General features: G+C 36.8%; 10 protein-coding genes. 6 read left to right on the top strand and 4 right to left on the bottom strand.

The genetic code is table 11. The annotated features are described in order from the left end of the window. Positions 1 to 675 precede the first annotated feature (675 nt). The 4 genes from ACSC97_RS16310 to ACSC97_RS16325 are packed head-to-tail and all read left to right on the top strand — an operon-like array spanning position 676 to position 4,235. The gene (locus ACSC97_RS16310; RefSeq protein ID WP_016540678.1) at positions 676 to 1,485 is read left to right on the top strand and encodes a glycosyltransferase family 25 protein; all 810 of its coding nucleotides are present in this window, start codon (positions 676 to 678) and stop codon (positions 1,483 to 1,485) included. Continuing rightward, positions 1,482 to 2,246 (top strand): glycosyltransferase family 25 protein, encoded by a 765-nt coding sequence (locus ACSC97_RS16315; protein WP_016540677.1) that lies wholly within the window; start codon positions 1,482 to 1,484, stop codon positions 2,244 to 2,246. Before ACSC97_RS16310 ends, ACSC97_RS16315 begins: the two co-directional genes overlap by 4 nt. 37 nt (positions 2,247 to 2,283) lie before the next feature. Further along, positions 2,284 to 3,063, top strand: a complete 780-nt coding sequence (locus ACSC97_RS16320; RefSeq protein ID WP_039047049.1) for a glycosyltransferase — start codon at positions 2,284 to 2,286, stop codon at positions 3,061 to 3,063. A gap of 20 nt (positions 3,064 to 3,083) precedes the next feature. After that, entirely contained in the window at positions 3,084 to 4,235 is a 1,152-nt protein-coding gene (locus ACSC97_RS16325) for a glycosyltransferase family 4 protein (RefSeq protein ID WP_039047048.1), read from the top strand. Positions 4,236 to 4,257: 22 nt separating this feature from the next. On the opposite strand, the gene ACSC97_RS16330 is transcribed toward ACSC97_RS16325, so the two are convergent. The 4 genes from ACSC97_RS16330 to ACSC97_RS16345 form a co-directional block, all read right to left on the bottom strand. Beyond that, positions 4,258 to 5,121, bottom strand: coding sequence for a lysophospholipid acyltransferase family protein (locus ACSC97_RS16330; RefSeq protein ID WP_436661983.1), 864 nt, complete (start codon positions 5,119 to 5,121; stop codon positions 4,258 to 4,260). Positions 5,122 to 5,126: 5 nt separating this feature from the next. Continuing rightward, a complete protein-coding gene (locus ACSC97_RS16335) occupies positions 5,127 to 5,348 on the bottom strand; it encodes a hypothetical protein (RefSeq protein ID WP_004908914.1) in 222 nt (73 codons plus the stop codon). Positions 5,349 to 5,507: 159 nt separating this feature from the next. Beyond that, a complete protein-coding gene (gene aspS / locus ACSC97_RS16340; protein ID WP_004950367.1) occupies positions 5,508 to 7,289 on the bottom strand; it encodes an aspartate--tRNA ligase in 1,782 nt (593 codons plus the stop codon). 153 nt (positions 7,290 to 7,442) lie between these two features. Beyond that, on the bottom strand, positions 7,443 to 8,201 hold the full coding sequence (locus tag ACSC97_RS16345; RefSeq protein ID WP_039047047.1) for a DUF4184 family protein: 759 nt from the start codon (positions 8,199 to 8,201) through the stop codon (positions 7,443 to 7,445). Between the two features lie 134 nt (positions 8,202 to 8,335). On the opposite strand from ACSC97_RS16345, the gene znuD reads away from it, so the two are divergent. Further along, positions 8,336 to 10,411, top strand: coding sequence for a zinc piracy TonB-dependent receptor ZnuD (gene znuD, locus ACSC97_RS16350; RefSeq protein ID WP_130574922.1), 2,076 nt, complete (start codon positions 8,336 to 8,338; stop codon positions 10,409 to 10,411). Between the two features lie 78 nt (positions 10,412 to 10,489). Next, a complete protein-coding gene (locus ACSC97_RS16355) occupies positions 10,490 to 11,953 on the top strand; it encodes a phospholipase D family protein (protein ID WP_282896600.1) in 1,464 nt (487 codons plus the stop codon). The last annotated feature ends 131 nt before the right edge of the window (positions 11,954 to 12,084 follow it).

Below are 12,084 nucleotides of genomic sequence, written 5' to 3' on the forward strand. Positions count from 1 at the left end.
TGGCAAAAGAACTTATTTAGACCAATCATCAAAGACTTCATTGATGACTTTATTCTCGATAAAAATCATCTGCTACCACAGAGAATCTATAAATGATAGTGCGTAAGTCCTATGATAATAAATATATTTTATATGGGAGTTAAAGTGCTATTTAGATGTTGTCCCTATAGTTTATAGATTTTGATTTATAACGGCCATTTTGTTGTCATTCTATTTTTAAAGAGGAAAAAACTTTAAAATATTAAAAATAATTAATGATTTGAGCTGGATAGATATTTTATTTGAATAAAGGCGATGTTTATCAATGGTTTTTAATCTAACTTGATGGGGTTTTGATAAAAGTTTGAGCCTGTGTTTTTAGTTGCAAGATTATGTTTTGCTGTGTATGAATTGTAAAAGGGATATATTTAAAAAATGCAAATTAATCAATTGCTGTAAAAGCAGAAGTATTTGATTTAAATTAATATTGGTCTTTAGAAAAACACATCTAACTTACCATAACAAACTGATGCAAAGGCACGCTTGTTGCAAGTCATATTGAATGAATATGTCCTCAATTAATGTTCTATTTGAAGCGTAGATCACTCATTTCATTGGCTTATAAAGATCGTAAGCTTAGGTAATCGAAATAATGTACATCATTATGAAAAAACAGTATCCTTATGGCCTGTAGGCATGTCGCCTAATTTTTATGAATTTTCCATCAGTATGAAAAAGTTTGTTATAAGCCTTTCAAGCGCTACAGAGCGCCGTAGTCATATTTCATCTCAATTTGAGGGGCAGGGAATAGCGTTTAATTTTTTTGATGCAGTGACCCCTGATATTGCAGCTCGTGATGCTCAGGTGATGAAATTAAGTATACATGAGAGTTATATTGCAAAAGGCGAGCTCGCATGTTTTATGAGTCATGTTCATCTATGGCAAAAAATCGTAGATGAAAATATTCCTCATATGGCAATTTTTGAAGATGACATTCATCTAGGGGAAAAAGCAGATCTTTTTTTGAATCATTCTGATTGGATTGAAAACGATTGGCATTTGGTCAAATTAGAGGCTTTTACACCCAAAGTGATCTTAGGCTCTAAATGTAAAGACTTTCCTGATGTTGGCAGAGCAATTTATAAATTACCTGGCAAAAACTTGGGTACAGCGGGTTATATTTTGTCTTTACAAGGGGCAAAATTTTTACTAAATGAAATTAAAAAAATTGATTACATTATTCCCTTAGATAATTTCATGTTTGAATATGTTGTTAAAAATCATGGGTTTGAAATGTATCAAATGCAACCTGCATTGTGTATTCAAGATACGATTCTTCATTACCGTTCAAGTAGCGTACAGCTTAGAAGTCAGTTAACGTCTGAACGAAAGAAAAGAATGAGAGCCAATAAAGTTGGTGGTTTGCAAAAAGCATTGGTTGAAATAGCTCGAATTGCAGCACAGTTAAAAATTATCTTTTTTGCGTGTCGAGTAACTTATAAGTGAGAAGTTTTGTTATTAGTCTAAAATCTGCAGTTGATCGTAGATTACATATACAGGAACAATTTGCTTGTAAGGATATCCCTTTTCAATTTTTTGATGCGATTGAACCGCAAGAGATTGATGAGCTTGCTCAAAAGTATTCAATTTCTATTCTTGACAGTGGTCTAAGTAAAGGCGAGTTAGGATGTCTATTTAGTCATGTATTGCTTTGGAAGAAAGCAATTGATGAACAGATGGACTATATTGCAGTGTTTGAAGATGATATCTATTTGGGTGAGCGTGCCAATGACTTTCTAGTGAATAGTCAATGGATTAAGGGTAGATGGGAAATTTTAAAACTCGAAAAAAATTCTAAATTTAATTATCTATCAATTAATAATAAAGTGACAGTAGAGCATGGTCGGGTAATCTCAAAATTATTAAATGCTAATTTTGGTACGGCCGGATATATTCTTTCCAATAAAGCAGCTAAAAGTTTATTTAACTATGTAAAAGCATTAGCGTCAGTTGATCATATTGACCAAATAATGTTTAAAAAATATTTACAGGATGGAGAATATTCTGTTTATCAAATGAACCCCGCTCTCTGTATTCAGGAATACTTGTTATATCCAGAAACTAAAAAGTTCAAATCGAGTTTATCGTGGCGAAATACAGAGAAAGTCAAAGAAAAAAATCTGCTGCAGAAGGTGAAGAGAGAGCTTATACGAGCATTCTTGCAACTTTATCGACTTCCATTCAAAGTTAAAATAAAATTTAAATAGTCTTAAATGTTTTATGCATTTGACTGATGAGGTACCAATGGAACTTCCAACGATTCATGCGCTGTGGATTGGCAAAACCTTAGGCCAGATTTCTAGTTGTTGCCTGAGATCATTTGTGATGCGTGGGCATAAGGTTTTGTTACATGCTTATGACACAATTACTGATGTACCAGAAGGTGTAGAGTGTGTTGATGCAAATCTAATTATTCCAGCAGACAAAATTTTTAAACATAATCAAACAGGAAGTTATGCACTTTTTTCTGATGTGTTTAGATATGAGTTATTAAAAAAAGTTTCTGGAATATATGTTGATTGTGATGTTTATTGTTTAAAGCCTATTGAGATTCCTGAGTCTCAATATTTATTGGGCTTTGAAAGTGATCATAAGATCAATGGTGCAGTATTAGCAATGCCTCAGGATAGTAACTTGTTAGCCGCTTTATTGGATGCTGCTTATAACCCATTTTTTGTACCTCCATGGTATAAAAAATCTCGTCAAAAACGCTTAAAACTCAAAAAAATGTTAGGTATAGGTCAGCATATCGCAGATATGCCATGGGGCGTTATAGGCCCTGATGCGATTACTCATTTTGTAAAGACACAAAACTTAGTTGAATTTATCCAGCCTATAGATGTGTTCTATCCCGTACATTATCAATGTATTGGTCAATTGACTGATTCAGGCTTAAGTATTGAAGATATTACGAGTACGAGAACGCTTGGTATACATTTGTATAATGAGATGCTGAGAAATTTAGATTTGGATAATATTGAACACAATAGTATTTTGGCCAAAATGTTTAGAAATGAAATTTAAATGCAGAGTAAAAATTTAACATGAGTGTCGAAAAGAAAAAAATCAAAATTGGCCTAATTATTGATGAGTTTTTTGGTGCAGTTGGTACTGCTTATGGCGGATATGGTTTTTTAGCTAGACGGCATATTGCAAAATATCTTCCGAATGAGGATTTTCAAGTCGATGTTTTATTAGGGAGAGGAAAGCATCGTTTTTTTGCTGAATCTTATGAGGTAGATGATGTCGACGTATATCGTCTACCGAGAGGAAAATGGTTTGCAAAACAATGGTTAAAAAAACAGAATTACGATATCTATTTGAGTATTGAATTAACTTATGGTTATGTTTTAGAACATGAACCCGATAAAAATAAAAAACTGATTTTATGGATTCAGGATCCTAGACCAAGTTACGAATGGGATGAAATTAATACAGTTCAGTTATTTCCTGAGACGTCATATTATAATCAGAAAATATATGATTTAGTTAATAACTGGTATAAACAAGACCGAATTAAGTTCATATCACAAGGATATTTTTTAAATCAAAAAGCCAAAGATTTGTATCATTTAGAAGATACTGTGGATATCCAATATCTTCCAAATCCAATTGATATCGATGAAAATTTTCATTTTGATACGCACCAGAAAAAAAATATGATTATTTTTTTAGGTCGAATTGAGTCGGTAAAACGAGGTTGGTTGTTTTGTGAAATTGCTAAAAAAATGCCCGAGTATGAGTTTTTTGTATTAGGTCAAACTTTTAGAGAAGATGAAAAAAACTCTGAAATCATGAAGGATTATTATGCAATTGAGAATTTGCATTTTGCTGGTCATGTTGATGGGGCAGAAAAAGAGCAATATTTGAAAGATGCTAAAATATTGGTGAATACTTCCATTCATGAGGCACTTCCGATCTCATTTCTAGAGGCCTTGTCTTTCGGTACATTGCTTGTAAGTAATCGTAATCCAGAAGCGTTGACTGAGAAGTTTGGTATTCATGTTGGGGATGTTCTTGGAGATGGTTTTGATAAAGTTGACCTTTTTGTCAATGCAATTAGAAGCCTAATGCTTGATGATGAAAAGTGTCAGAAATTAGGCCAACAAGCGATTCAATATATTAAAGATAGACATAGTGTTGAAGACTTTCAGGAAAATATGCGGACCACAGTGCTACGTACCTTAAACAAGTGATTAGAGCGCGTCTGTGCGTGGTTTAGGCGTAGTGGTTGGTTTTGCTACCCCTAAACCGTTTATAGCCCCACATATACTCAGCAGGAAAACGGTTAATCATCTGTTCAACCGCTTGGTTGAGTGCAGTTGTAGCAACCTCAATATCTCGATCATATAACTGCGGATCATTCAAATCATCACAGTACACATCAAAGCCTTCTCCATCTTCACGACGGAAGCAACTTAATCCGACTAGACGACATTGGGTTTTCTGTGCCATTTTACTGGCGAGTGTGCTGGTGAGGCAGGGAATTCCGAAAAAAGGAACCACGACACCACCAGAGGGTTGAGGGACATGATCTGGCAGAATTACACTGAAACCACCTTGTTTGAGGTTTTTGAATAATGCTTTAACACCGTTGGCATCAGTTGGAACTAGTGTCGCGTTTAACCGTTGGCGAGCATGTAAAGCAAAAGCATTAAATCCTGAGTCTTTCATGGGTTTATACATAATGGTAGGAATACCATATTGGTGTACCCACGCATTCATCATTTCCCATGTACCGAGGTGAGGGGTAATAATTAAAGCACCACGCGGATCACTTAAAGCATTTGTTAATACTTCTAAATTATGTACAGTACGAATTTGCTGAATGCTCCATTCTGGAGGCATTGCCCAGCATTTCCCAGATTCGATATAACTTAAACATTGCTTGGTAACGCTTTCTCTCGCAAGCTGCTCTTTTTGTTCTAGACTCAGTTGTGGGTAAGCTAGCCCTAAATTGACTCTGGTTTTCCACAGCATACTTTTATTGGGGTTTTGATTGATAAAGTATGCCGCCACTTTTGCAATACTGCGCAAAAAAGCTAAAGGTAGAATACGGAGTAAAGTGGTATAAAACGACATTGCGATTAATCTTGTTTATTCGCGTTGCCTTTGAGGACCATATAAATGAGGGCGACAAAGATGAGAAGTGCACCTGCTAAGCTACTAACGCAAAAATATAAAATGCGTTCATTGGTCGTCATATTGAAAAGTTCATTTGCTAAGATATAGCGCATAAAAAACCATTGTGCCAAAGAAAACACAATAATCACAATTGCATGTCGACGTACATCAGGACGCATTGCCATAACAATGACCTCTCAATAAAAAGCAGTTCATTATGCCACTAGCATAGATATTCTCAAAGTATAAATTATCGTACCAACGCTCTCCAAAAGGAGGGGATCTGATAGCCATAAAAAACCCTGTACAAGACAGGGTTTTTATTTAATCCATAAAACTACAGATTATTTTTCTTCAGCTTTCGGCTTTTCACGTAAACGAATGCCTAAGTCACGCAATTGATTTGCTTCAACAGGAGCTGGAGCTTGAGTCAATGGACATTCAGCAGTCTTCGTTTTCGGGAATGCGATCACATCACGAATTGAAGATGCACCAGTCATCAACATGATCAAACGGTCAAGACCAAAAGCCAAACCACCGTGTGGAGGTGCACCATAACGTAATGCGTTCAATAAGAAGCTGAATTTTTCTTCCGCTTCTTCTTCGCCGATACCTAAAGCTTCAAAAATTGCTTTTTGCATTTCTAGTGTATAGATACGAAGTGAACCACCACCGATTTCAGTACCGTTCAATACCATATCGTATGCAACTGACAGTGCCGCGCCTGGATTGCTCTTCACTTCTTCAACACTTGATTTTGGTAGCGTGAATGGGTGATGAACAGATGTCCATTTACCATCATCAGTTTCTTCGAACATTGGGAAGTCAACAACCCAAAGTGGTGCCCACTCGCACGTTGCAAGATTCAAGTCATGACCGATTTTCACACGAAGAGCGCCCATCGCGTCATTTACGATCTTCGCCTTGTCTGCACCAAAGAATACGATGTCACCGTTTTCAGCACCAACGCGTTTGAGTAGGTCAAGTACGATTGGTTCGATGAATTTAACGATTGGTGATTGAAGACCTTCGATGCCTTTCTCAAGTTCATTGACTTTAATATAAGCCAAGCCTTTAGCACCGTAGATGCCTACGAATTTAGTGTATTCGTCAATCGCACTACGTGGTAATGAACCTGCACCAGGAACACGTAACGCAACAATACGACCTTTAGGATCCTTTGCAGGGCCAGCGAATACTTTAAACTCAACGTCTTGCATCAAGTCTGCAACGTCAACCAATTTCAATGGAATACGCATATCTGGTTTATCAGAAGCATAATCACGCATTGCGTCGGCATAAGTCATACGTTCGAATTTATCGAATTTTACATTCAATAATTCGTTGAACATTTTAACTGTTAAGCCTTCCATTAAATCCATGATGTCATCGTCACTCATGAACGATGTTTCAACGTCGATTTGGGTAAATTCAGGCTGACGATCTGCACGTAGATCTTCATCACGGAAACATTTCGCGATTTGGTAATAACGATCAATACCACCGACCATCAACAATTGTTTAAACAATTGTGGTGATTGTGGAAGCGCGTAGAAACTACCATTTGAAACACGGCTTGGTACTAAATAGTCACGTGCGCCCTCAGGAGTTGCACGAGTCAAGATAGGTGTTTCAACGTCTAGAAAACCGTGATCTTCGAAATAGTTACGAATTAAGTTAGTAACTTTAGAACGGAAGCGTAAACGATCTAACATTTCTGGACGACGGATGTCCAAGAAACGATATTTCAAACGAATTTCTTCAGAAATATTGGTATTTTCGTCATTTAATGGGAATGGCGGAGTTTCAGAAGCAGCAAGAACTTCGATTTCTTTTGCCAAAACTTCAATTTGACCACTCACCATGTTGGCATTTTCAGTACCTTCATAGCGACGACGTACACGACCTGTAATTTTTAAAACAAATTCAGAACGTGCTTTATCCGCAGTAGCGAATGCTTCTGGTGTATCAGGGTCAATAACGACTTGAACTAAACCATCACGGTCACGCATATCAAGGAAAATCACACCGCCATGGTCACGGCGACGATGAACCCAACCGCATAGAGTAACTGTTTGATCGATTTGGGCTTCAGTTAAAGAGCCACAGTAATGAGTGCGCATCATATTGAATTATTTATCCAAACTATATTGGCTAGAAGGTGAATGCGTAAACAGCGCAGCACCAATGAAGGGGAGATTATGCCTTGTTGAACGTATAGTCTCAAGTCTTAATGCTTTAACAGAATCTTAAACATCCGCTTTTAATTAAAATGAGCTTTAGTTCTTATTTCGATCTAAAAATAATAGGACTAAACATGAGGCAGTAAATAGTATTAACCCTGTCTGAGTAAACTCATTAATTGATTTGCCGATAAAAAAATATCGTTCGGTGTTCCAAAGATCAGAATGGATGTGGTGACTATAGTCCCAGACAGATAACATCCCAGAAATTGTTGAAATTATTAAGCTTATGATCATGAATAGTTTAATTTTTACAGGAACAGCTTTCAGTTGCTTATGGGTATGGTAATAGCTTTTACACATGCAAAAGATAAAAGGTAAAGCCACAACAGATGAAGTAATTTGCAATATGAAATGTAAGGGATAATTTAAACCAAATATTGAAATATTCTGAGCCAGTAAATCTTTAAAAGCGAAAGTTCGAAAATCGAGATGCGTTAAACCATCCCATACTAAGTGGGTTGCGGTACCGATGATAATTGCAAAACAAGTCATTAATACGAAAGTGATGATTTGATCAAACGATTTAATATTTAGAGGATGAATGATTCCAAGTACTCGATACATTACAGGGCGATAGATCAGATACCAAAGTAAGCAGAAAAATAAACCTATCGGAAGGTTGGGAAAAATAACTCCTGACCATTGGTGTGCGATAGGTAGATTGGCTTGAGTAAATAAACGATATAAATCAGGTGTCATGCATCCAATCGCCAAAGCAGCAATAGGAAGATGTCCTTTAGTCATTTTTGATAATGGTGGTGCAAGTACAGCGTGGGAAAGTGTATAAGGCATATCGTTAGAAAACAAGTTTTTATGAAATCATGGAGCAGCAGTGTAGCAAATGTTTCTTGTTATGATGTTTCTTATTGCAAATTGGATGAAATGTTATAATATAACAAAAAATAAATTGGTTCGAGATAATGTTCATGTTGTTTTATAAAAATATATTAACGCTGTCTATATTAGCAGCTGTTTCTGTAACAGCTTTTGCTGCTGAAAATGAAAAAGTTGAAAGCTTAGAAACGATTAGAATCAAAGCGCATCCATTGGAACAAACCTCACAGGATTTTGCGGTAGCCGATAGTGTGATTGATCAAGCTAAATTATCACAAGGTGCCGTAACCATTGGGGATGTACTTGGGCAACAAACCGGGATTTATTCAAATCAGTTCGGCGCTGGTTCAAGTCGTCCTGTCATCCGCGGTCAAGATGGTGCTCGAGTCAAAATCTTACAAAACTCATCTGAAAACATTGATGTATCGACCTTATCACCTGATCATGCGGTAACTGTAGATCCTGCATTAGCAAAACAGGTCGAAGTGATTCGTGGTCCATCTACATTATTATTTGGTGCAGGTACAGTAGGTGGTTTAGTCAATGTGATTGACAGTAAGTTACCTACGCAAATGCCTGAAAAAGGTTATGAAGGAAATGTTGGATTACGCTACAACACGGGAAGTGATGAAAAGCTGGCAAGTGCTGGTGTTACAGTTGGTTTAGGCGATCAAGTAGCATTACGCGTTGAAGGTTTAAAACGTGATGCGAATAATTACATTGCACCAGATTATTTTCATGAAGGTGAAAAAGAGCGTCGAGTTGATAATACTTTTGCTGAAGGTCAAACTGTAAATGTTGGTTTGTCATGGATCTACGATCGTGGTTTTACAGGGATTTCTTACAGTAATCGTCAAGATAAATATGGTCTACCTGGCCATAGTCATGAATATGAAAGTTGTGAGGCTCATTTAGTTGGGGCTCCACATTTACATTGTGGTGATCATGGACACGAAGATGAGCATGGTGGTGATCATCATGATGAACATGAAGGTGAACACGTACATGAAGCCGGACCGTGGATTGATTTAAAATCTGAACGTTATGACATTCGTTCTGAATTAGACAATCCGTTCAAAGGTTTTAAGAAATTTAGAGCGCAAGCAAGCTATACTGACTATCAGCACGATGAAATTGAAGAAGATACGATTGCTACTCGCTTCAAGAATAAAGCATATGATGGACGTGTTGAGTTGGTACATAACCCAATCGGTGCATGGGAAGGCGTGATAGGTACTCAGTATGGACAACAGAAATTAAATTTAACGGGTGAAGAAGCATTTTTAGCGCCAAATACGACAAAAAAATGGAGTCTTTTTGCCCTAGAACATGCTCAATTCAATGACGTACATGTTGAGTTGGCAGCTCGTGTGGATCAACAAAAAATCGATATCGAAGATTCAAGTAAGAAAGATTTTGATGGTTCAGCATTTTCTGCATCAGGTGCCGCTAACTGGGAATTTGCACCAGACTATAAACTTTCTTTAGTTGCATCGCATCAACAACGCCTACCACTAGCTCAAGAGTTATATGCTGATGGTAAACATTTTGCGACCAATACTTATGAGTTAGGAAATGATCAGCTCAAAAAAGAGCAGTCGAACAATGTGGAATTAGGCTTCCATTATGATAACAATCGTTTTGATTATCATATCCATGTTTATCATAACTGGTTTGATGACTACATTTACGCACAAACTTTAGATCGTTACGAAGACTTCCGCTTAGTAAAATATACTCAAGACAAAGCACGTTTTTATGGAGCTGAGGCAGAAGCTGCTTACCAAATTTCTCCGACATACAAAATTGGTGTGTTTGGTGATTACGTGCGTGGAAAAATTGACAATGAAAATGCGCCACGTGTTCCAGCGGGGCGTTTAGGGACTAAAGTAAATGCTGATTTTGGTGATGGTTTCACTGGATCTGCTGAGTATTATCATGTCTTTAACCAAGACAAAATCACGGCATATGAAACCGAAACGCAAGGTTATAATATGTTGAATCTTGGTGTCGCTTACTCGGGTCAATATAGTAATTTAGGTGATTATCGCGTTTTTCTAAATGCAAATAACCTTTTAGATGACCAAATTTATCAACACGCATCGTTCCTTTCAACGATCCCGCAAGTTGGTCGTAATTTTACAGTTGGTGTAAATTTTAACTTTTAATTTTCACTGAAATCTTATTGAAATATCAATCTATAAGCTCTAGCCTTGGTTCATTAGGCTAGGGCTTTTTCTGTTTATATGCGCATCTTCCAAAAAATTCATCAAAAGTTAAACTGGTCAGGTCGACGTTACATGGCAGTGATATTATGTATTTTAGCGATAGGATATATTGCTTCTGCAATTTATCATACGGTGAAACCTCTTCCTAAAGGATTGAATTTCACTGGTCAATTACGTCATGCCAATGTGAAATTTCTAGCAGACCAAACTTATGTAGATGCGCAAGGAACGCAACATCTCGATCAGAAAATTTTTACTGAAATTTTTAAATTAATTGATGATGCACAAACCACAATTGTGCTGGATATGTTTTTGTTTAATCAAGAAGTAGGTCAATCCAAGATTCAGCAAATCCCTTTGATGCAAAAATTAACAGATGCACTGATTCTAAAGCGACAACAGAACCCGAACATTCAAATTGTAATGATCACTGATCCAATCAACTCTGTATATGGTGGGATTGCACCTGAACATTATCGTTTATTGCGCCAAGCAGGTATTGATGTAATCGAAACAGATTTGAAACCTTTACGTGCATCTAATCCACTTTGGTCTGGTTTTTGGTATATCTGTTGTCAGAATCTAGGCAATAGTTCAGAAGGTGGATGGTTAAAAAATCCATTTGGCGACGATAAAATCACTTTACGTAGTTATTTAGAACTATTTAACTTCAAAGCAAATCATCGAAAAACTTTGGTTGTGGATACGGAACAAGGTTGGAAAAGCTTAGTGACTTCTGCAAATCCACATGATGGCAGTTCACATCACAGTAATGTTGCTTTAGTTGTAGATGGTCCAACTGCGGTTGATATGTTACAGACAGAGCAAGCAGTTGCATCTATGTCTAAGGGCTCAAGTCCTGTTGTGATCATGGGCGCATTTGCTGAGGATAAGAGCTTGCCACAAGTGCAGGTACTGACTGAAAAAGCAATTTATGATGCTGTAATCAAGATGATAAATGAGGCTAAAGCTCAAGATCATTTAGATATTGCTATGTTTTATTTATCAGAACGACAAATTATTGAGGCACTTAAACAAGCTAAAAAGCGTGGTGTTGATGTGCGGATGATCTTAGATCCGAATAAAGATGCATTTGGTCGACAAAAAAATGGTATACCCAATCGACAAGTTGCTTCTGAATTGAATGCTGTTGGTATTCCGATTCGATGGTGTGATACTCATGGAGAGCAATGTCATAGTAAAATGCTGCTTAAATATGATCATCAGCATGCAGAGTTGATTCTTGGTTCTGCAAATCTAACTGCACGCAATTTAAAAAATTATAATCTTGAAACCAACATGAAAGTTGTTGGGAATACACAAGCACAGGTTTTTCGTGATGCAGAGACATATTTTAATTCATCGTGGAATAACCTAAATGGCCGTCAAATGACGGTTGATTATGCAAAGTATGCAGATGAATCAAAATTAAAATATTGGATATATCGTTTTATGGAATGGTCTGGATTGTCGACGTTCTAAAAAGAAAGAGGCTTATGGCCACTGCTGTCCCACAAATATCACAAGAAGAACCTCAATTGAGGTTCTTCTTGTTTTCGCCATTTTTTATCAGGCACAAAGAGTGACCTTAAAAGTTTCCTTTCAAATAAATT

It is taken from the genome of Acinetobacter sp. P1(2025) (assembly GCF_051390655.1).
Taxonomy (GTDB): domain Bacteria; phylum Pseudomonadota; class Gammaproteobacteria; order Pseudomonadales; family Moraxellaceae; genus Acinetobacter; species Acinetobacter junii.